This is a genomic window from Natronoarchaeum mannanilyticum (assembly GCF_039522665.1).
In the GTDB taxonomy this organism is placed as follows: Archaea; Halobacteriota; Halobacteria; order Halobacteriales; family Natronoarchaeaceae; genus Natronoarchaeum; species Natronoarchaeum mannanilyticum.
In genome coordinates this window covers 168,560-188,236 of the sequence record NZ_BAAADV010000007.1, presented here as the reverse complement: position 1 = coordinate 188,236, position 19,677 = coordinate 168,560, and the positions used below count along the sequence as shown (strand labels likewise).

General features: G+C 67.8%; 22 protein-coding genes. 10 read left to right on the top strand and 12 right to left on the bottom strand.

Features of this window, described 5'->3' with window-relative positions; translation table 11 throughout:
- Positions 1-12 precede the first annotated feature (12 nt).
- Positions 13-1,011 carry a 5-methyltetrahydropteroyltriglutamate--homocysteine methyltransferase gene (locus ABDZ81_RS14045; RefSeq protein WP_343774634.1) on the top strand — a complete coding sequence of 333 codons (999 nt, stop codon included), beginning with the start codon at positions 13-15 and terminating at the stop codon, positions 1,009-1,011.
- A complete protein-coding gene (locus tag ABDZ81_RS14040) occupies positions 1,008-2,078 on the top strand; it encodes a methionine synthase (RefSeq protein ID WP_343774633.1) in 1,071 nt (356 codons plus the stop codon). Before ABDZ81_RS14045 ends, ABDZ81_RS14040 begins: the two co-directional genes overlap by 4 nt.
- A 174-nt stretch (positions 2,079-2,252) precedes the next feature.
- On the opposite strand, the gene ABDZ81_RS14035 is transcribed toward ABDZ81_RS14040, so the two are convergent.
- The 4 genes from ABDZ81_RS14035 to ABDZ81_RS14020 form a co-directional block, all read right to left on the bottom strand.
- On the bottom strand, positions 2,253-2,768 hold the full coding sequence (locus tag ABDZ81_RS14035) for a hypothetical protein (RefSeq protein ID WP_343774631.1): 516 nt from the start codon (positions 2,766-2,768) through the stop codon (positions 2,253-2,255).
- A gap of 107 nt (positions 2,769-2,875) precedes the next feature.
- Positions 2,876-4,681, bottom strand: coding sequence for a histidine kinase N-terminal 7TM domain-containing protein (locus ABDZ81_RS14030; RefSeq protein WP_343774630.1), 1,806 nt, complete (start codon positions 4,679-4,681; stop codon positions 2,876-2,878).
- A gap of 189 nt (positions 4,682-4,870) precedes the next feature.
- A complete protein-coding gene (locus ABDZ81_RS14025; RefSeq protein WP_343774629.1) occupies positions 4,871-6,325 on the bottom strand; it encodes a DHH family phosphoesterase in 1,455 nt (484 codons plus the stop codon).
- A 68-nt stretch (positions 6,326-6,393) separates the two neighbouring features.
- Positions 6,394-6,678 carry a DUF357 domain-containing protein gene (locus ABDZ81_RS14020; RefSeq protein WP_343774628.1) on the bottom strand — a complete coding sequence of 95 codons (285 nt, stop codon included), beginning with the start codon at positions 6,676-6,678 and terminating at the stop codon, positions 6,394-6,396.
- Positions 6,679-6,903: 225 nt separating this feature from the next.
- Here ABDZ81_RS14020 and ABDZ81_RS14015 point away from each other — a divergent pair, with 225 nt between their 5' ends.
- Together ABDZ81_RS14015 and ABDZ81_RS14010 are read left to right on the top strand one after the other, a co-directional pair.
- On the top strand, positions 6,904-8,289 hold the full coding sequence (locus tag ABDZ81_RS14015; protein WP_343774627.1) for an FAD-dependent oxidoreductase: 1,386 nt from the start codon (positions 6,904-6,906) through the stop codon (positions 8,287-8,289).
- Between the two features lie 81 nt (positions 8,290-8,370).
- Positions 8,371-8,661 (top strand): DUF7545 family protein, encoded by a 291-nt coding sequence (locus ABDZ81_RS14010; RefSeq protein WP_343774626.1) that lies wholly within the window; start codon positions 8,371-8,373, stop codon positions 8,659-8,661.
- Positions 8,662-8,700: 39 nt separating this feature from the next.
- On the opposite strand, the gene ABDZ81_RS14005 is transcribed toward ABDZ81_RS14010, so the two are convergent.
- From ABDZ81_RS14005 to ABDZ81_RS13985, 5 genes are all read right to left on the bottom strand, one after another.
- Positions 8,701-9,360: a 2,5-diamino-6-(ribosylamino)-4(3H)-pyrimidinone 5'-phosphate reductase gene (locus ABDZ81_RS14005; RefSeq protein WP_343774625.1), complete on the bottom strand. Its 660-nt coding sequence runs from the start codon at positions 9,358-9,360 to the stop codon at positions 8,701-8,703.
- Between the two features lie 80 nt (positions 9,361-9,440).
- On the bottom strand, positions 9,441-9,947 hold the full coding sequence (locus tag ABDZ81_RS14000; RefSeq protein WP_343774624.1) for a YciE/YciF ferroxidase family protein: 507 nt from the start codon (positions 9,945-9,947) through the stop codon (positions 9,441-9,443).
- A gap of 63 nt (positions 9,948-10,010) precedes the next feature.
- Positions 10,011-10,490, bottom strand: a complete 480-nt coding sequence (locus tag ABDZ81_RS13995) for a plastocyanin/azurin family copper-binding protein (RefSeq protein ID WP_343774623.1) — start codon at positions 10,488-10,490, stop codon at positions 10,011-10,013.
- 196 nt (positions 10,491-10,686) lie between these two features.
- Entirely contained in the window at positions 10,687-10,983 is a 297-nt protein-coding gene (locus ABDZ81_RS13990; protein WP_343774622.1) for a DUF7521 family protein, read from the bottom strand.
- The gene (locus tag ABDZ81_RS13985; protein WP_343774621.1) at positions 10,980-11,357 is read right to left on the bottom strand and encodes an ArsR/SmtB family transcription factor; all 378 of its coding nucleotides are present in this window, start codon (positions 11,355-11,357) and stop codon (positions 10,980-10,982) included. The genes ABDZ81_RS13990 and ABDZ81_RS13985 overlap by 4 nt, the downstream gene beginning before the upstream one ends.
- A 253-nt stretch (positions 11,358-11,610) precedes the next feature.
- Between ABDZ81_RS13985 and ABDZ81_RS13980 the strand changes: the two genes are divergently transcribed.
- Entirely contained in the window at positions 11,611-12,258 is a 648-nt protein-coding gene (locus tag ABDZ81_RS13980) for a helix-turn-helix domain-containing protein (RefSeq protein WP_343774620.1), read from the top strand.
- 129 nt (positions 12,259-12,387) lie between these two features.
- Positions 12,388-13,041, top strand: a complete 654-nt coding sequence (locus tag ABDZ81_RS13975) for a ribonuclease HI family protein (protein WP_343774619.1) — start codon at positions 12,388-12,390, stop codon at positions 13,039-13,041.
- A gap of 27 nt (positions 13,042-13,068) precedes the next feature.
- Here the strand turns inward: ABDZ81_RS13975 and ABDZ81_RS13970 are convergent, their stop codons facing one another.
- Positions 13,069-13,581, bottom strand: coding sequence for a DUF309 domain-containing protein (locus ABDZ81_RS13970; RefSeq protein WP_343774618.1), 513 nt, complete (start codon positions 13,579-13,581; stop codon positions 13,069-13,071).
- Positions 13,582-13,721: 140 nt separating this feature from the next.
- Between ABDZ81_RS13970 and ABDZ81_RS13965 the strand changes: the two genes are divergently transcribed.
- On the top strand, positions 13,722-14,837 hold the full coding sequence (locus tag ABDZ81_RS13965) for a mechanosensitive ion channel family protein (protein ID WP_343774617.1): 1,116 nt from the start codon (positions 13,722-13,724) through the stop codon (positions 14,835-14,837).
- Positions 14,838-14,881: 44 nt separating this feature from the next.
- Here ABDZ81_RS13965 and ABDZ81_RS13960 read toward each other — a convergent pair whose 3' ends face one another.
- Together ABDZ81_RS13960 and ABDZ81_RS13955 are read right to left on the bottom strand one after the other, a co-directional pair.
- Positions 14,882-15,286, bottom strand: a complete 405-nt coding sequence (locus ABDZ81_RS13960) for a universal stress protein (protein WP_343774616.1) — start codon at positions 15,284-15,286, stop codon at positions 14,882-14,884.
- Positions 15,287-15,335: 49 nt separating this feature from the next.
- Complete coding sequence (locus ABDZ81_RS13955) at positions 15,336-16,874, bottom strand: bifunctional metallophosphatase/5'-nucleotidase (RefSeq protein ID WP_343774615.1); 1,539 nt, start codon at positions 16,872-16,874, stop codon at positions 15,336-15,338.
- 196 nt (positions 16,875-17,070) lie between these two features.
- Between ABDZ81_RS13955 and ABDZ81_RS13950 the strand changes: the two genes are divergently transcribed.
- The 3 genes from ABDZ81_RS13950 to ABDZ81_RS13940 all read left to right on the top strand — a co-directional run bounded on the left by ABDZ81_RS13950 (position 17,071) and on the right by ABDZ81_RS13940 (position 19,567).
- Positions 17,071-17,310, top strand: coding sequence for a DUF5816 domain-containing protein (locus ABDZ81_RS13950; RefSeq protein WP_343774614.1), 240 nt, complete (start codon positions 17,071-17,073; stop codon positions 17,308-17,310).
- A gap of 71 nt (positions 17,311-17,381) precedes the next feature.
- Complete coding sequence (locus ABDZ81_RS13945) at positions 17,382-17,699, top strand: DUF7116 family protein (protein ID WP_343774612.1); 318 nt, start codon at positions 17,382-17,384, stop codon at positions 17,697-17,699.
- Positions 17,700-17,809: 110 nt separating this feature from the next.
- Entirely contained in the window at positions 17,810-19,567 is a 1,758-nt protein-coding gene (locus tag ABDZ81_RS13940; RefSeq protein ID WP_343774611.1) for an ABC transporter substrate-binding protein, read from the top strand.
- Positions 19,568-19,677: the final 110 nt, after the last annotated feature.

The following is a 19,677-nucleotide window of genomic DNA, read 5'->3' as shown; positions in this document are numbered from 1 at the left end:
TAGCCAGTGGTGATGACAGAACTCGTAGCGACGTCCCCCGGCCTCTATCCGTTGCCGGACTGGGCGAAGGAAGAGCTGGCCGACCTCAAAGGCCGGCAGAAGCACGACCTGATCAGCGGCGACGAGGGCGAGGAGATCGTCGACGCGTACGAGCGCGCCCGCGAGGAGGTCGTCGGCGTGCAGGAGTCGGCCGGCCTCGACCGGATCGTCGAGGGGCAGCTGCGCTGGGACGACATGCTGGCCCACCCGCTGGCGGTCCACGACAGCGTCGAGACGCGCGGGATCGTCCGCTACTACGACAACAACAACTTCTACCGCGACCCCGCGGTGCAGGACGAGCTCGACTTCGACGGCGACGTCGCCGCCGAGCTCGAGGCGACCGCCGAGCTGACCGACGAGTCGCTCCAGGCCGTGCTGCCCGGCCCGTACTCGCTGGCCGACCTCGCGACCGACGAGCACTACGGCGACGACGCCGAGTTCCTCGCTGCGATCGGCGAGTTCCTCGCCGGCGAGGTCGACGCCTTCCCGGACGTCGAGACGCTCACGCTGCTGGAGCCCTCGCTCGTCGAGAACGCGCCGGAGGACGGCGAAGATGAACGAGCGTCCGAGGCCATCGACGCCGTGGCGTCCGCCGCTGACGCAGAGGTCGTCGTCCAGCCCTACTGGGGCGCCTTAGAGGAGAAGGTGTACGCCCACCTGCTCGACGCCGACGTCGACGCGGTCGGTTTCGACTTCGTCGCGAACAAGGAGCAGAACATCTACAACATCAACGAGTACGGCGCGACCGACGACGTCGCGCTCGGGCTGGTCGACGGGCAGAACACGCTCGTCGAGACGCCCGAGACGATCCGCGAGCGCGTGGAGTGGATCGACGACCAGACCCCCGGCGCCGACTTCGAGCGCGCCTACCTGACCTCGAACACCGAGCTGTTCTACCTGCCGGTCAACAAGTTCGAGGCCAAGCTCGAGGCGCTCGGCGAAGCGGCCGACATCGCGGAGGTGAAAGCATGACTAACGAGAACAAGGATCAGTTCAAGCCTGCGGACCACCCGAACGACCACTTCATCATGACGACCGTCGTCGGCTCCTACCCCAAGCCGAAGTGGCTCAACCGGATGCAGGACCTGTACGAGGAAGATGACGGCACGGTCGACGAGGACGACTGGCAGGAGGCCCAAGACGACGCCTCTCGCCTGATCACCGAGGAGCACGAGCGCTCCGGGCTGGACGTCGTCGTCGACGGCGAGATGCGGCGCAACGAGATGGTCGAGTTCTTCGCCGACCGGATCGAGGGCTACGAGTTCAACGGCCCCGTCAAGGTCTGGGGCCACAACACGTTCGACAAGCCAAGCGTCGTCGAGGACGTCGAGTACGACGAGTCCTGGCTGGTCGACGAGTACGAGTTCACTGCCGACGTCGCCGACAAGCCCGTGAAGGTGCCGATCACCGGCCCCTACACGCTCGCGTCGTGGTGTTTCAACGAGGCCTACGAGGACGACGCCGCGCTGGCGAACGATCTCGCCGACCTGGTCAACGAGGAGATCGAGAAGCTCGTCGACGCCGGCTGTCGCTACATCCAGATCGACGAGCCCGCGCTCGCGACGACGCCGGACGACCACCAGATCGTCGGCGACGCCCTCGAGCGCATCGTCGACGACATCCCCGAGGAGGTCCGGATCGGCCTGCACGTCTGCTACGGCGACTACTTCCGCATCTACCCCGAGATCCTGGAGTTCCCCGTCGACGAGTTCGACCTCGAACTCGCCAACGGCGACTACGAGCAGCTCGACGTGTTCAAAGACCCCGAGTTCACGGCCGACCTCGCACTGGGCGTCACCGACGTCCACGTCGCGGAAGCCGAGTCCGTCGAGGAGATCAAGGAGAACATCAAGAAGGGCCTCGAGGTCGTTCCGCCGGAGCGCCTCGTCGTCTCGCCCGACTGCGGCGTCAAGCTGCTGCCCCGCGACGTCGCCTACGGCAAGATGGAGAACATGGTCAAGGCGGCCCGCGAGGTCGAGGCCGAACTCGACGCCGGCGAGATCGACGTCGAGGCGGCGCCGGCCAGCGCCGACGACTGACGCGCGGTTCGGAGCGAGTGCAACCGAGCGAGAACCGCGAAAACGCGAGCGGGGAGGAACGACCCGCGAGCGGTCGGCCGAGCGTTTTATCGCGAGACCTCGATCTCGGCGCTGATTAGCGCCGACGATTAACGCGCGGTCCCACAGCCCGCGAAACGTAGGTCGGGGTCCGACTCAGGACTCCTCGACGGTCAGTTCGAGTTCCCAGTCGTGCGGGCCGAACCACTCGCCGTCTTCTCGCCAGCGAACGCGCGATTCGAACTCGTAGGTCCCCGACGGGAAGCACCGTTGCTCGCGCGGCTGCATCAGCGGGACGTACTCGGTGCAAAACGCTTCGCCGGGGTCGATCGTCACGCCGCGCGTCGTGTCGTAGCCGACGAATCGCGTGTGGGCCCGCCAGCACCCGTCCGCTTCGGGCGAGTCGGGGATCAGCAAGTGCTCTTTCGGCGCGTGGTTTTCCTCGTACTCGGGCGGGATGATGAACAGCTCCGCCAGTCCGGATTCGTTTTTCATGCCGTGGAACGGCGGCGGCGTGCCGAAGGTGAACCGCCGCGACGAGGACGCCTCGTTTCGGACGCACAGTTCGACTAGAGCGGGCGAATCGGGCGACATCTGCGACTCGACGGACGCGGACGTGCTGACATCGCAGTCGGGAAACGCGTCGTCGGCTTCGATGGTTGGGAACGACATGGCGGACGCTCTGTGTTACGATTTGGATTGTCGGTTGAAATAAACTCTGGCGCGACGAACCAATCACCCGTACCTGATACACGCCGCCGCGCCGTCGATCGCAGCCGTCAGGTCGGACTCGACCCGTCCCGTAGTGGATCGTCCACGTCGCCGATCGCGTCGGCGTCGGGATCGACGTCCTCGATCGGCTCCGCGTCGTCGACCTCGCCGGACGCCGCATCATCATGGCTCTCCGCTCGCGGAAGCCGCATCGTGATCGTCGTCCCCCCGTCGACGTCGATGTCGAGCGAGCCCCGCGAGGCCCGGACCGTCCAGCTGACCAGCCAGAGGCCGAGCCCGCTCCCGTGTTCGAGCGGCGTCTCGCGGCCCCGCTCGAGGACGACCCGCTCTGGTTCGGGGAGCCCGTCGCCGTTGTCGCCGACCGACAGCTCGATCCACTCGCCGTCGCGTTCGAGCGAAATCCCGACGCGCGGCGTCGCCGCGTCGTTGTGTTCCAGCGCGTTCTCGACGACCTCGAACAGCGCCTCCTCCAGCGAGACGTGGGCGCTGGCGACCGCCGCCTCGGGGAGGTCGGTGTCGATCTCGGCGTCGGGGTACGACCCTTCCAGATCGTCGAGCACCGACTCGATCGCGCGGACCACGTCGACCGGCGCGTCGCTGCTGTCGGCGGGCGCCAGCGTCCGTTCGATCGACCGGGCCTGGTTGCTCCAGTCGACCAGATCTCGCGCTGCCGACTCGATCGCGTCGGCGTGATCGAGCGAGTCGTCGTCGGAGACCGTCTCCTCGAGGAAGTCGGCGTGGCCGAGGATCTTGTTGGTCTCCTGGCGGACGTTGTGGCGCAGCACGCGGTGGAGCACGTCGAGGCGCTGCTCGCGGAGCAGCCGGTCGGTGACGTCGTGGAACGTGATCAGCCGCCCGAGCTGGTGGCGCCGGCCGCGCTCGATCGGTCGCGACGTGACCTCGAAGTACCGCTCGTGGCCGTCGACCGGGAACGCGATTTCGTCGACAGTCTCGACCGGGCCGTCGAGCGGCTCGAGCCGCTCCGCCAGCGACGGAAACAGTTCGACGAACGGCTCGCCCCGCTGGTCGACGCCGTCGTCGAGCAGCGAGCCGGCGGCCGCGTTGTAGTCGACGATGCGGCCGCCGGCGTCGACGATGAGCACGCCGTCGGAGACCTGCTCGAACGCGACGCCGTGGGCCACCGTCGGCGCGATCGGCGGCACCTCGAACAGGTCCCGCTCGAAGAGCGCCCAGACGAAGACTGCGCCGGAGACGGCGTAAGCGTACGGCGTCGGATCGACGGGGATCGGGATCAGACCTGCGATGTAGGCCAGGTTCAGCGCGCCCGGCGCGGCGATCGAAACGAGCACCGCGACGGTCCGGGATCGGTACCGGTCCGGCACCGTCAGCATCAGGTGGACCAGCATCGCGGTCCCGAGGACCACCAGCGCGTAGCTGTACGCGACGTGGACCCAGAAGCCGACCCCGGGCAGCAGCAACACCGTCGTGACGTCGCCGGCGGCGAACAGCTCGTCGTGGGCGTAGAAGAGGTGATTGCGGTGGGACGTCCAGACGAGCGCCAGCGCGAGGAGCGGTTCGATCGCCAGCGCCGCGACCGACTTGCGCGTGAGCCACTTGTCGCGGCCGGTGTAGTCGAGCGCGAACGCGAACCACGCGGTCGGCACCAGCAGGATGCCGAAGTACTGCGAGTACACCCAGACGTACGACCACGTCACGCCGTCGCTCGCGGCCGCGAACGCGGCGGCCGTCGCCCACACCGCGGCGCCGAGGTTGAAGACCGCGAACGGGACGGCGCCGGGTTTGGACCGACTCCGCCACCCGTAGACGGCGACGAGCAGACTGATTCCCGCGACCGGGAGCAGCGTCAGCGTGTAGATGTTCGTCAGTGTCATGGGGCCCTCGCGAGCGGCGATCGATGTAGCCGTTCGTAGCTTTCTCTCGATGACTCATATAACGTTTCTGGCAGCACCGCGGACCGATGCTGCGACGGACGTCGCTCGACGCCGTCAGACGACTGCGCGCGACAGAAAGCGTCGGCCGAAGTCAATCGCTGGCTACAACTCGGTAGACACGACGGGGAGCTACCCGCCGTTCGAGCCGTCGCCGCTCTCGACGCCCATCGCGTCGAACAGCTTGCTCTTGACGGCTTCCTCGGTCAACTGCAGAAGCGTATCGCGGTTCTCCTCGTTGGTCTCGATGCCGGTGAAGATGCCCAGCGGGATCTCGGCGCTGGCCTGCGTCGAGTGGCCCGCGGCCTCGCCGATCTCGCCGTAGGCGTCCTGGAGCACCTTGCCGATGTTCATCCGGATGTCCTTCGAGCGCGCGGCGAGGTAGATCGTGTCGTCGGCGATGCCGAACACGCCGGTCGTGGTGATCCCCTCCAGATTGAGAAGGTGCTGGGCCGCCTGGGCCAGCGCGTCCCGGTCGCGGATGAACCCGGCGTTCGAGACGAGGTGGCTCCCCTGGACCTCGCGGCTCGTGATCGCCTCGGCGAGCACGTCGAGCGTTTCGGGCGACATCGACGGCGACTCGACCTGTTCGAGGGTGTCGTGGTTCGCGAAGGGGTAGAGATAGGCGGCGGCCGTCAGGTCCGCCGGGTTGGTGTCGCGCTTGAAGTCCAGCGTCTCGGCGCGGATGCCGTAGAGAAGGGCGGTGGCGACCTCCTCGCCGACGTTCATGTCGAACTCCTGAATGTACTTCGTCATGATCGTCGACGTCGAGGACATGTTCGGGCGCACGTCGACGAACGTGGCGTCGTAGTCGACGTCCGGCTCGTAGTGGTCGATCAGCACGTCGATGTCCAGGTCGACCTGGAACTCGGCGGACTTGGCGTGGTCGACCAGCGCGATCGTGTCGTACTGGTCGACGTCCTCGACCTCGTCCCAGTCGTTGAGCTCGATGCCCAGCAGGTTCGCGAACGCGCGGTTCTCCTGGTGGCCGATGTCGCCCATGTAGAAGATGTCGGCTTCCACGTCGAGGTGGGCGGCGACGGCCTGCAGGGCGGTCGCGCTGGCGATCGAGTCGGGGTCGGGGTTGTCGTGGGTGAGTATCGCCATCCGGTCGCGCGACTCCTCGATCACGTCCGAGAGCTGGCGGGCCTTGTGTTCGAGCTCGCCCGACTCCAGCGACCGGAGCGCGAAGTCGGCGATCACCGACGACGGGTTGATCACGACGTCGGCGCCCAGCTCGCTCAGCTCGTCGCCCGAGACGGGGTCGCTCGCGCGGACGACGATGAACTGGTCGTCGCCGTCCTCGCGGATCCGCTCGACGGCCGCCTTGTTCGCCTCGACGTCCGAGGACATGATCAACACGACCTCCCGGTCGGCGATCTCCTCGACGATCGAGTCGTCGCGGATGTCGGCGGTCATCGCGTTCAGGTCCTGATCGCGCAGGGCCTCGACGCGTCCCTCGTCTCGATCGATGATGAGGACGTCTTTGCCCTGCTCGACCAGCTCCTCGGCGACGACGTGGCCGACGCTCCCGCAGCCCAGAATGGCGTAATCCGACGTCGAGGAGATCGTAACCCCTGCGCTCATGTGACCGACACCTTGCGGGGGCCACTACTTAACAATCCCGAAGAAGGTGGCGCGCGGCGCGACCGGCGTCACACCGTGAACAGATGCCCCTCGGTCGGCACGTCGAACAGGCCGATCCGGGCGCCGGCGTCGAGCCAGGCGTGACCGTAGGAGAACGACGCCAGCGCGTTCACGAGGTCGTCGTTCTCGCGGAAATGCCGCCCGTCTTCGAGGTAGGACGCCGCCATCTCGCGACACTCCAGCGCGGCGTCGTGCAGCGGCGTCTCCTCTGCCGGCGCGATCTCGGCGGCGTCGAGCGCCTCGGCGAGCAGGCCCTCGTAGCGGTCGGTCTTCTCGTCGATGTCGGCGGCCATGCGAGTGTGGTGGACGCTCGCGGGGGAAAGCGCTTCGACTGGCGGGTCGTCGGGAGCCCGAGCGTCGACGGCGTCGACGCCGCCGATGATCGCTCGTTTCGCCGATCGCTCGTTGGACGTATGCGTCCCGTTATCGTGCGTCTGGAGCGTTTGTTCCGCGCCCGAAGTGCGGCGCCACCGCACAACAACACAAGCTAAATACCCCCAGCGTAGCAACGTGTTGGCATGAGCGACGAGCCACGGGTGGAGATCTATACGAAGGAAAACTGCTCGTACTGCGAGAAGGCCAAGGACCTGTTCGACGCCAAGGGCGTCGACTACGAGGAGTACAACGTGACGGGCGACGACGAGCTATTTGAAGAGATGGTCGAGCGAGCCGACGGCCGCAAGACCGCGCCCGAAGTGTTCGTCGACGACGAGCTGATCGGCGGCTGGGACGACACGAGCGATCTCGACGAGACCGGCGAGCTCGACGAGAAGCTCGGGATCGCGAGCGATGCTCCGGAGGAGCATCGGAACGGAGGCGGCGAAGCCGACGACGACGATGACGGCGAAATCGTCGAGCACCGCAAGCTCGTCGTCGCCGGCACCGGGATCGCCGGCCTCACGGCCGCGATCTACGCCGGCCGGTCGAACAACGACCCGCTGGTGATCGAGGGCGACGAACCCGGCGGCCAGCTCACCCTGACGACCGACGTCGCGAACTACCCCGGCTTCCCCGAGGGGATCGGCGGCCCCGAACTGGTCAACAACATGAAAGAGCAGGCCAGGAAGTTCGGCGCCGACCTGATCAACGGCGTCATCGAGTCGGTCGACGACTCCTCGCGGCCGTTCCGCGTCGAGCTGAAAAACGGCGACGTGTACACGGCCGACGCCGTGATCGCCGCCAGCGGCGCGAGCGCGCGGACGCTCGGCGTCCCCGGCGAGGACGAGCTGATGGGCTACGGCCTCTCGACGTGTGCGACCTGCGACGGCGCCTTCTTCCGCGGCGAAGACATGATCGTCGTCGGCGGCGGCGACGCCGCGATGGAGGAGGCGTCGTTCCTCACCAAGTTCGCCGACACCGTCTACCTGGTCCACCGCCGCGAGGAGTTCCGCGCCGAGGACTACTGGGTCGACCGCGTGAAAGAGCAGGTCGAAGAGGACGACATCGAGATCCTGCGCAACACCGAGGTCACCGAACTCCACGGCAGCGAGGAGGCCGGCGTCGAGGAGGTCACGCTGGTCGAGCACCCCGAGGGGCACCCGACCGACAAGCTCGACGATCCCGAGTACGAGGTCGACGAGTTCGAGATGGACGTCGGCGCGGTGTTCTACGCCATCGGCCACACGCCCAACACCGACTACCTCGAAGGAACGGGCGTCGAGATGGACGAGGACGGCTACCTGAAGACCAAGGGCGGCTTCGGCGGCGGCCAGACCCAGACCGACGTGCCCGGCATCTTCGGCGCCGGCGACGTCGTCGACTACCACTACCAGCAGGCGGTCACCGCGGCCGGCATGGGCTGCAAGGCCGCGATCGACGCCGACGTGTACCTCGAGGAGCGGGCCGAAGCCGGCGACGCCGAGGCGTCGACCGAGGACGCCGCGCTGGCCGAGTCCGACGACTGATCGGTCGACTCGCGGATTCGTCTCCGACGCTCGACGGCGCGAGAACACCCTCCTTTTACGCCGCGATGCCGAAGCGACGGTATGGCATCCGACGAAACGACGTTCACGATCGAGTCCGACGACGGATCGAGCGACGAGCTGTCCATCCCGACCGACATGCTGGAGCTGCTGGCCGAGGAGGACGACGAGTCCTCGGCCCAGATCGTCGGCGACCTCGCGCTGATCAGCTGCGCGCAGCGGATTCACGGCGCCGTCCACCACGGCCAGGGCCAGGCCGGCCCGGAGCTCGAAGCGATCGAGGAGGCGACGCTGGACCGCTTCGAGGAGCGGTTCGGCCAGACCTTCGGCGAGATGACCGGTCACGACCACTGATCGACGCCGAATCGCGGCGCCCTTTTCTGCCGACGGCGGTCACGCGATCCAGGTGAGCACGACGCCGTCGTCGAGCCGCTCGACGTCTTCCAGCGTCAGCGCCGGAAACTCCTCGACGAACCCCTCGCCGTCGGCTAGCGTGGGCGCGTCCCGCCCCCCGATGAGTTTCGGGCCGACGAACACAGACAGTTCGTCGACCAGGCCGTCCTCGAACAGCGAGAAGATGAGTTCGCCGCCGCCCTCGACCATCAGCCGATCGATCCCCGCGGCCTCCAGTTGTTCGAGCGCCGCCGGGAGCGCCACCCGGTCCTCACCCGCGCGGACGATCTCCGCGCCGGCGGACCGGAGCGCCGCGACGCGCTCGGCAGGCGCGGCGTCGGCCACCAGAACGTAGGTCGTCGCCTCGTCGTCGAGAACCCGCGCGTCGGTCGGCGTCCGCGCGCGGGAATCCGCGACGACGCGGGCCGGGTTCGCGGACTTCCCGGATTCGATCCGGCGCTCGCGACGCTCCGGCGCGTCGAGCGTCAAGCTCGGGTCGTCGGCCAGCACCGTCCCGACGCCGACCATCACCGCGTCGCTGTCGGCCCGGACGCGGTCGACCCGGTCGAAGTCCTCGGGCCCGCTGATCGCGATCTGCTCGCGGCGGCGCGAGGAGAGCTTCCCGTCGGCGCTGATCGCCGCGTTGACGAGGACGTGCACGTCCGGACGCTCTCGCTCGGCGACGAAAACAGCTTCGGGAGCGGGGTAAGGCCGCTCGGCGTCTCGGCTGCGACGCCTTGTCAGCGAATCTTCGCCAGCAGCTTCCCGAACCGGGACTGTTTCCCGATCGCGCTCAGTTTCTCTTTGGCGTCCTCCTCTTCGTCCAGCGTCTTTTCGAGCGGCTCCGTGACGTCTTCCTCGTAGTCGAGTTCCTCGGCCATCCGGAGCAGCGACTCGTAGGCCTCGATCTCGACGGCTTCGATCCGGCGGCCGATCGCGACCGAGTGGGAGTCGACCAGGTCGGGATCGTTCGTCGCTTCGACGACCCGCTGGCGGTCCTCGACGAGGCCGTCGAGCGTCGAGCTGCGGACCGTGTAACTCGATTCGCCGACCGCGCGAAACACGTCTTCGAGCCGGGTGGCGTGCTCCCGCGTCTCCTCGCGGTGGTCGGCGAACGCCGCTTTGATCTCGTCGTTCCGCGATTCGAGGGCCAGCTCGTCGAGCACGTCGATCAGTTCCGTCTCGACGTAGTACAGCCCGGCCAGTTCGTGCTCGAAGAGGTCCTCCAGCGTGTCGACGTCGCTCATACCGGACCCTACGGCGCCGGGGCAGTAATACCTGTCAGAAAAGCGGTCGCGTCGAGATCGACGTTACTCGACGACGATCGTGCCGACCATCCCCGAGCCCTCGTGCGGCTCGCAGACGTACTCGTAGGTGCCGGCGACCTCGAACGTGTACTCGTAGGTGTGGCCCGAGTTGAACGTCTCGGTCTCGCCGGACCAGTCGGCGTCGTCGGGCTGGGAAGTCGGGACGACGTTGTGGAAGTCGGAGTCCCACTCGAAGGTGACGGTTGTGCCCGTCGAGACCGTCAGCTCCTCGGGATCGAACGTGAAGTCGCCGCCCGGCCCGACGATGACGGTCGAGCCGTCGCCGCCACCCGAGTCGCCGCTCCCGTCGCCGCTATCGCCGCTGCCGTCGCTTCCGTCGCCGCTTCCGTCGTCGTTGTTCCCGTCGGCGGGCTCGGCCTCGTCGCCGCCGCCGGTACAGCCCGCCAGCGCGGGCACCGCGGCCGACGCCGCTGCGATACTGACGAACCGCCGTCGGGAAACGCCGTCCGTTCGATCTGTCATTGTCTCCACCTGAGCGTAGCCGTCGGACACTGTTAACGGGGGAAGCCGATTCTCACGTCGTAGGAATCGGCTCGGCGTTTGCACTTAAACGACTGTAATGTGAAGCGAAACGGCTACCGAGGCAGACGAACTGACCGATACGGCGAACTCGTTTAAGTAAAAATGCCGCAGACCGAGGGCCAATATGCGCGGGCGCTCACCGCGTGTACAGCGAGTACGCGATCACGAGAAAGCCGGCCAGCACGAGCACGCTCTCGGTGAGGACGCCCACCGCGAGCGACATCCCGATCACGTCGGCGATCACCCCCGCGAGGAACGTCCCCATGGTTATCAGGCCGAACCCCAGCGCCAGCGCTCCGAGCGATCTGCTGTCGGTGCGCCGATACGCTCTGAAGGCGAAGTACGTGATGACCCCGCCGGTGATCAGTATCAGCGTTTTGACGACCGCGATCCCCAGCAGTACCGCAGATCCCGCCGTTGAGTGTGGGCTCATAGTTCCTTGCTCACCTCCGACCACATGTCCGCGAGCCGCTCGTCGGCCGTGCGCGCCGGACGGCTGACGTCGACTTCGAGGCTGCGGTCGTCCTCCAGGACGAGCCGCACCTCGTCGAACGCGATCTCGTAGCGCGTCGTGTGGTGGCCGTCGCCGCGCACCTCCGTCAGCTCGTCGAGCAGCGTCGCGTCCGACATGGTGTCGAGCTTCCGGTAGATGGTCGACAGCGGAATCTCGCACTCGTCGGACAGTTCGCTCGCGGTCATGGGTTCTTCGAGTTGCCGGATGATCGTCCGGCAGTCGGGATCTTCCAGCGCCCCGAGGAGCTCCTCGACGTCGGGGATGTCCTCGTCGGCAAATGGATCCCGTACCATCCTATCGACCATCGTCGGTTTGTCTACATAAATGGTCTGTTGTTGCGACGCGGCGGCGACGGCGGCGTCGGTCGCCGCGGGCGGCCCGGCGGGAGTCCGACGCGACGACTGGTTCGAAGACCATGCCGTCGGCTACGGGCCTGCCGTCGGTAGGCCGCCTGCCGAACATGTTCCCCGCCGCGATGGGACGACGATTCCCGCGGCGTGAAAATCCGCTGCCCGGTTTTTACGCCCCCAGAACGCAGGGACAGGTATGAACGGCGGCGTGCGCGCACGCATCGAGATCGAATCGCCCGGCGACTGCCCGGTCGCCGCCGCGTCGGCCGACGCCGACGCCCGGATCGACCGCATCGACCGCGCGACGGGCGGTCGCGACGGCGTCGTGTCCGAGGAGTTCGCCGTCGACGGCGACGCCGAGGTGTCGGTCGACGCGACGCCGATCGCCAGCGAGGGCGATCGGACGGTGTACCGATTCGAGCGCGAGCTCGACGAGCTCTGCGCGTGCGACCTCGTCGAGCACACCGGGCCGCCGCTGGCCGACATCAGCGCGGCAGACGGCGGGCTGGAAATTTCGTTCCGCGCCGCCGACGTCGCCGAGGTGCGGGCCGTCGTCGCCGCGCTCGACGACGCGTTCGACGGCGTCCACCTCCGAACGCTCTCACGGGGCGACGACGGCGAGGAGTCCGACGCCGTCGTCGTGGATCGCTCCGCGCTGACCGAGCGCCAGCGCCGCGTGCTCAAGCGCGCTCACGAACTCGGCTACTTCGAGTACCCCAAGGGGGCCAACGCCAGCGAAGTCGCGGAAGATCTGGACATCGCGCGATCGACGTTTACCGAGCATCTCGCGGCCGCTCAGTCGAAACTGTACGACGCGATGCTGGAGGGCGGCGTCGAGCCGTGATCGGTCGCCGGGCGCGTGCTTTTATTTCGCTCGACCACCGACGACCGACATGGAGTGGCGCGACCAGCCGACGAGACCACGGAGCGGGGGCGTGAGGTCCCGTATCCGGTGCCCGATGGGTGGCGCGACGTGACCGACGATCGCCTCCCGGCCGAACACCTCTCGCCGCTCGCCGCGCTCGTCGACGAGGTGCTCGCGGGCGTCGGCTACGAGATGTCGGCCGCCACGGACGCCATCGACGACGCCGTGCCCGGCTACGGCGGCCTCTTCGACCCCGCGACCGACCCGGACGAGTTGCGCCGCGCGCTCGATCGGCTACTGGAGTCCGGGCTCGACCGGCCGCCCGTTCCCGAACCGACGGGCGACGCGTTCGTCCTCTACGTCGACGGCAGTTCGCGCGGCAATCCCGGCCCCGCCGGAGCGGGCGCTGTTATCATGGACGCCGCGGAGGAGCAACTCGCTCGCCTCGGTCGCCCCGTCGGCTCCCGGGCAGGGAACAACACCGCCGAGTACGTCGCTTTGCAGCTCGGGCTCTCCGAACTGCTGGCTCGCTACGAGCCGCGCGCGCTGGAGGTGCGCATCGACTCGATGACGGTCATCCGGGACGTCTGGGGCGGCGACGATCCGACGGAATCGGGCGTCGAGACGTACAGCGAGGCGGTCGCGGCGGCGCTGTCGAGCGTCCCGGACCACCGGTACACGCACCTGGCCGACAGCGACCCGAACCCCGCCGACGCGCTGGCGACGGTGGGCGCCGATATCGCGGCCTTCGGGCCGGGGTAGTAGAGAGCGGGTGAACTGACGAACGCCTCACAGCCGTTCGGCGTACTCTAAGTCCTCGGGTTCGGCGGTCGGCGTCTCGCCGTCCAACCGGATCTTCCAGCCGTCCAGCACTGCGGGATCGTTCAGCGCGTTCGTCAGCGTCGTCCGGACGTCCAGCAGGTCGACGCCGTAGTAGTCGTTGGGAACCCCCTGCAGGTACTGGAGCGCGGTTCTAAACAGCGAACGCATCCCGTCGTCGTTCTCGAAGTCGAAGTGCTTGTACGCGCCCGCGGCGACCTGAACCATCCCGTGGGCGAACGCGCTTTCCGTGGTGCCGCTCCCGTAGTTGTACCACTCGTCCTCGAAGCAGTCGTGAGATTCGTGGAACTCGCCGGCGTTGTAGAGCCGGACGCCGTGGACCACCGCGCGCCGCAGGGTCGCGTGCTCCCACGCGCCCGGCCCGCCGATCGCGGCGACGTCGTCGACCGCGCCCTCGGGGCGCCACCCGGTCGGGTTCCCGACTGGCGGTTCGACGGTCGGGTCGCGGGTGTGTTCGTCCATACTTCGATGGAGTACGGCGAGGCGTGTAACTCCACCGACCCGGAGAACGGATCTCCGAGTCGGCACGGCTGTATCGGCAGCGCGAGGATGCCGTCGTCCGGGCGCAACCCTTATTCGGAACCGGGAGGGATGAACGTGGTATGACTATTGACCTCGGGACGCTCGGCCTCGCGCAGTTGCCCCCGAGGGTCGCTCCCGTGGTCGACGCCGTCGCCCAACCCGTGCCGAGCATCGTCTGGCAGTGGGCCGAGGCGATTCTGGTGGTGATCGCGGGTTGGTACGTCTCGAAGCTGGTGGTTCGCTCGGCCGGCCGGATGATCGCCCGGCAGTTCGCACGGCCAAGTATCACCCAGACGGTGCTCCGAGGGATTCGTGCGAGCGTCCTGCTCGTCGCAATCGGGATCGCCGTCCAGATCCTGGGGTTCCAGCCGGGCAACATCCTGCTCTCGGTGACCGTGTTCTCGGCGGTGGTGGCCGTGATCCTGGCGCCGATCGTGGCGTCGGTGATCAGCGGCCTGTTCGTGCTCGCCGACCAGCCCTTCGAGATCGGCGACATGATCGAGCTGCCCGACAACAACGGCGGCCGGAAGGGGTTCGTCGAGGACATCACGCTGCGCTACACGAAGATGTTCACGCTGGACAACACGTTCATCGTCGTCCCGAACTCGACGATCCGCGAGCGCGACGTGATCAACTACTCCGCCGAGGACGAGCGGACCCGCCAGTCGCTGTCGATCCTCGTGACCTACGAGAGCGACATCCCGGAGGCCAGGAAGATCATCGAGCGCTCGGCGCGCCAGGTCGAGAACGTGATCACGGGCGGGCCGGGCATCCGGGTCGGCAGCGCGCGCTACAACGCCGCGCCGACCTGCTACATCGACGAGTACGCGGACCACGGCGTGCTGTTGACGCTGCGCTACTGGCTGCAGGAGCCGTACAAGCTGCTGGTCGCTCGCTCGAAGATTCAAGAGCACCTCTGGGACGAGCTGGAAGACGCCGACGTCGAGATCGCCTACCCCCACACCCACCTGATGTTCGACGACACGAGCGGGCAGGCCGACGTCGCGGTGACCCACAGGCGCCCCCGACCGGAGGGGCCGGAAGCGCCGCCCGAACAGCACCGCGCGGCCGATCGCGGCGGCCACGCGGCCGCCCAGACCGAGAAAGAGCCGCCGGACGCCGTTCCGCAGTCTGACGACGCCGCCGCGCAGTCGACCGACGCTAACGCGGAGTCGACCAACGCCGACACGGAGTGACGGCGTCGCGACGCCGCACGTAAGAATGCCACAGAGCGGCAGGCTCAGTTCGCCCGGACGGTGACGAGTTCGCAGTCCACGCGCTGCCGGAGGTAGCTCTCGACGTCGGGATCGTCGACGAGCTTGCGGATCATCCGGCGCCAGCGCCCGGCCTGCTTGTGGCCGATGACGACGACGTCGGCGTCCTCGGAGGCGACTTCCTCCAGGATGGTCTCCTCGACGAGAAACGCCTTCCTGACGGCGTAGCGCATCTTCTCGGGGACGTCGAACGCCGACTCGACCGACTGCTTCAGCTCCGAGCGCGTGACGTGGTGGCTGTCGTGGTACAGGTCGACGTGGAGGACGGTCAGCTGGGCGTCCCGCTCGCGGGCGATCTCGATCGCCTTCGCGAGCGTGTTCTTCGAGTGGCTCGTCAGCGGGTACCGAACCGGAACCACGACGTGACTCATCGTTCGATCCCAGCGTTGCGTCGGGCGTAAGTGTTGGCTCTCACGCCGGTCACTCGTCGTCGGCCAGGCTGTGCGAACCCGCGGCGTCGGATCGGCTCGCGCTCCGGGCGTCCGGTTGCTCCGCAGCAGCGGCGTCGGTCGGCGTCGCCGCGTCGGCTGCCGTCGCAGCGTTATCGTCAGTTGCCGTCCCAGTGTCTGCGTCTCTCTCCGCTTCCCGGCGGTCGGAATCGAGGCCGAGCCGACGAATCCGTCCCTCTAGCTCCGGGTCGACGCCGCGCTCGCGGGCGTACTCGACGAGCACGTCGTACTGGATGTCCAGCGTGTCGACGCGGTGACCGGGTTCGAGCGTCGGGAACTCGTGGTCGGTCCCGAGCAGGTACTCCGAGGTCGCGATCGTGTAGGTCGCGCCCGGCTCGACGGGATCCCCGTCCACGCGGACGGCCTCCAGGGCGGCGTCGGCGCCGTCCCAGACGATCTCGGCGCCGCTGACGTGGGCGTGCCACCACTCGGGCTCGCCGAGTTCGACCGTCGATCCGCTGGCCTGCCGGCAGATCGCGCGCAGTTCCTCCCCCGAGACCTCCGCGACGACCACCGGCTCCTCGAAGGGAACGACGCTGATCAGGTCCGACACGGTGATCTCGCCCGCCAGTGGCTCGCCGGCGCGGATGCCGCCGCTGTTCTGGAGCCCGACGTCGGCGCCGCTTTTCCACCGGTAGGCGTCGGCGACGAAGTTGCCGATCCGACTCTCGCCGCGGAACGCCGTCTCGTGGGTGCGCTCGACCGGGCGCTCGACGGTGTCGACCGTGGTCTCCAGGTCAGCGGCGACCTTCCGCTCGCGGAGCGTAGCGGCCACCTCGGCGTCGACCGGCGCGTCGTCGACCGGATGGCGGGTCACCGTCGGGTCGCCGCCGTCGAAGGAAATCTCGTAGAGCGATTCGCCGTTGGCGGCCGGCCGCGTGAGGACGGCGCCGTCCACGCGAGCCGTGCGTTCGGTGTGGGTGTGCCCGCCCAGCACAGCGTCGACATCGCACTCGGCGGCGATCCGCTCGTCGTCGGCCATGTGGGCCAGAACGACGACGTAGTCGACGCCTCGCTTGCGTAGGGCGGCGACGGCGTCCGCGACGGCGGGGACCGGCTCCGTCACGGTGAGATCTGACGCCGTCGGCGTGATCGAGGGGGTCGTCGGCGTCGTCACGCCGACGACGCCGACCTCGTGGCCGCCGCGCTCGACGACCGTCCAGGGCTCCGCTCCGGCGTCGTCGGCGAAGCGCCGCCCGTCGAGTTCGACGTTCGCCGCGACCCACGTCTGGGGCGAGTCGTCGACGAGTTCTCGGAGGGCGTCGTAGCCGTGGTCGAAGTCGTGGTTCCCGAACGTGTCGACCGCGGGCTCGACCGCGTCGAAGAAGTCCAGCGCCTGGCGACCGTCGGTCACGAGCGACAGCACGCCCGGGGCGGTGTTGTCGCCGGCGCCGGCCAGCAGCGTCTCCGCGTCGCGGCGCTCGCCGATCGCGCCCGCGAGGCGCCCGATACGCTCGGGCGCGTCGTAGGCGTTCTCGACGTCGGAGTAGTGGAGGATCCGGAGGGCCATACACCGGTAGTGAGAACGCCGCGACTAATATATCTACGACCCGACCGGGGTCGATCGGCGACGTGCGACGGCCCCGCGCTGCGGGATGCCGCCGCGGCGTCGCACGGCGGGACGATCGATGTCGAGCCTCACCGCCGCACTATCGGCGTCGTCCCGTGTCGAATCACCTATCCTCCCGGACTCGTTACGGGCCCGTATGAAGACGCACACGACGCCCGAAGGCGAAACCGTCTACGTCGCGACCGACGAGGGCGATCGCGGTTCGAAGGCGCCGTTTTACGTCGCCTACGTGACGCCCGACCGCGAGCGCCGCTACGGCTGGTTCTGCGCGGAGTGCGAGACGGTCGACAACGCGATGGACGCGATGGGCCGGATCCAGTGCAACCGCTGTGACAACCTCCGGAAGCCGACCGAGTGGGACGCCGCCCACGAGTAGCGTGTTTCCTTTCTAGCAGTTTTATCGACCGTGGGTAACTTTATCACGGTGGCCGGCGTAGCGACTACCGAATGGGTACTGTTAGCACCCAACTGGACGACGAGGCCAGATCGATTTTCACCCGCCTGGGGTACACCGTCTCGGGGGACGGCGCCGAGTTCACGGCCGAGCGCGACTGGAAGGCGGTGCGGGTGACGACGATGCCGGAGCCCGACGACCCACCCGAGTCGGGCGGCCTTCGCTGTTTCGTGACGAGGCGCTCGCAGGCCAACGAAGTCAGGCGACGACTGGTGCGCACCGATCCGGACTACGACTGGGCGATCATCTCCGTCGCGAACGACGACTACGAGGTCGTCCGCGCCCCGCCGGCAGCGGGAGCTAGCGCCTAAGTGTCGCTACGAGAGGCGCGAAGCGACGCCGACCGCTTCTTTGGGACACGGTAGTTCGGAACGAGATCCATTCGGTAACTTGTAAGTCGCCCCGAAAACAAAGAGGGTGTATGCCCTCTCCCCGCTCCGGCCCAAATCGGCGGGAGATGCTCGCGGCGCTCGGAGCCACGGCGCTCGGATCGACCGCGGGCTGTACGAACGCCCTCTCCCGGTTTGCCTGGTCCAGCCCCGACAGCGTTTCCCTCACCATCGCGACGGTCCCCGCCAACGTCGACACCGCGGCCACCCAGATGGCTCGTCAGCTCGAGACGAACCTCGAAGCCGCCGGAATCGACGCGAGCTACGAGCCCCAGAGCGAAGGCTCGCTGCTGCGCACGGTGCTCATGGAGCAGGACTTCGACCTGTTCATCGCTCGGCATCCGGGCGTCAGCGACCCCGACGAACTCCGCGGACTGCTCCACACCACGTTCAGCGAGGAGGCCGGCTGGCAGAACCCCTTCGGCTTCAACGAGCCGGCCGTCGACGATCTGCTCGAGACCCAGAAGACCCAGACCGGCGACGAACGCATGGGGACCGTGACCGACCTGCAGACGCAGTTACTCGAACGACAGCCGTTCACGGTGCTCGCCTACCCCGACCAGCTCTCCGTCGCGAGCACCGATCTGAACCTCGAACGGACGCCGGGCGGCCTGATCGGGGCCCACGACTACCTCCGGCTGGGTGCCGCGAACCCCGACGTCGACCGACTCCGCGTCGGCCACCTCGGCGGCTCGATCACGCGTAACCGGAACCCGCTCGCGGTCGCGCACCACAGCCGAACGGACATGCTCGGCCTCCTGTACGAACCGCTGGTCAAGCGAGTCGACGGCGAGTATCTCCCGTGGCTCGCGGCGTCGGTCGACTGGGTCGACGACGCCGAGGAGATGACGGTGCGCGTGTCGCTCCGAGACGACCTTCGGTGGCACGACGGCGAACGCCTCGACGCAACGGACGCCGAGTTCACGTACCAGTTCCTGCAGGACACCGCGATGGGCAACGAGTCGACGCCGATTCCGGCGCCGCGGTTCCGCAGCGAGTCGAGCGCCGTGACCTCGACGTCGACGCCGTCGAACTACGACATCGAACTGTCGTTCGGCGACGCGACGCGGGATGTTGCGATCCGGTCGCTGACGGTGCCGCTGTTGCCGCGACACATTTGGATCGAGCGAACCGGACTGGTCCGGGAGTACATGACCCGAGCGCTCGTCTGGGACAACGAGTCGGCGATCGGCTGTGGCCCCTACCGGTTCGAGAACGCGAACGTCGGGAACCGGCTGTTGCTCTCGCGAAACGGGGACCACTTCCTCTTCGACGGGCGGGATCTCGACGAGCGGTACGACCAGTTCGCCGGCGACGGCGCGTTCGAGGAAATTCTGTTCGACATAACTGAACAGTCGCTCCTGCTGATCAGCGGCGTCGGAGACGACAGCATCGACATCAGCTCGTCGCCGATCCAGCCCGAACACGCCGCTGGTGCCGAAAGCGCCGACGGCGTCGAGTTGCTGTCGGGCGACAAGGGCGAGTTCTACATGCTCGGGTTCAACACCCGCCGCCACCCGATGGGCAACTACCAGTTCCGCTCCGCCGTCGCGCGGCTGATCGATCGGCAGTACTCCGTCGACGAGATCATGTACGGCCACGCCGACCCGTCGGACACACCGCTCCTGCGAACCGACTACCTCGCCGACGAGTTCGCCTGGGGCGAGGGTGGGAATCTCGGCCCGTTCCCCGGCGAAAACGGCGAAGTCGACCAGAAACGAGCCAGAGACGTGTTCCGCGATGCCGGGTTCCGCTACAGCGACGGCGGCAACCTCGTCACCCGGAACTGATCGGGCGATGTCACGCAACCCGATCGCGGCACCCGACGTTGAGCTCGCGGTCCGGATCGGCCGTGTGACTCCGTACCATTAAGTTCGTCCGCGCGAAACCGGTAACTGTC